Genomic DNA, 300 nt, shown 5'->3' with positions numbered 1-300 from the left:
CGAAATGCCTGCCGTTGCTAGACATTGCCAGCCAGTGCCCGTCACTCCCTGTCGTCTGGGCGTTCCTCTGGGCTAAACATCGACATGATCCGGCGCTTAATATCGCCGTCCTTGTTGACCAGCGTCTTGGTCACGAAGGCCGCGTATTCTTTGGCGTTGTCGTACCCTTTCCAGACCTCGTGGGGGTCAAGAGCGTAGGCGCAAACCCGCCCAGCGACTGGGATTCTGACCAAGGCGCGTTCTGTCTCAAGGTGGGGTTCTAGGGATTTTCCCCTCTAAAAAGACATAATCCTCTGTAGA

Annotated in this window: 1 protein-coding gene; it reads left to right on the top strand. The window is 56.0% G+C overall.

The features are described 5' to 3' along the window. Positions 1–263, top strand: a 263-nt coding sequence (locus tag AACR11_RS29915) for a hypothetical protein (protein ID WP_416316086.1), incomplete at its 5' end; no start/stop codon positions are given. Positions 264–300 lie beyond the last annotated feature (37 nt).

Origin of the sequence: Vibrio sp. L85 (genome assembly GCF_963871815.1) — a bacterium.
Classification (GTDB): Bacteria; Pseudomonadota; Gammaproteobacteria; order Enterobacterales; family Vibrionaceae; genus Vibrio; species Vibrio harveyi.
The sequence above is the reverse complement of the archived record's forward strand: the minus strand, read 5'-3'. Positions and strand labels throughout refer to the sequence as shown.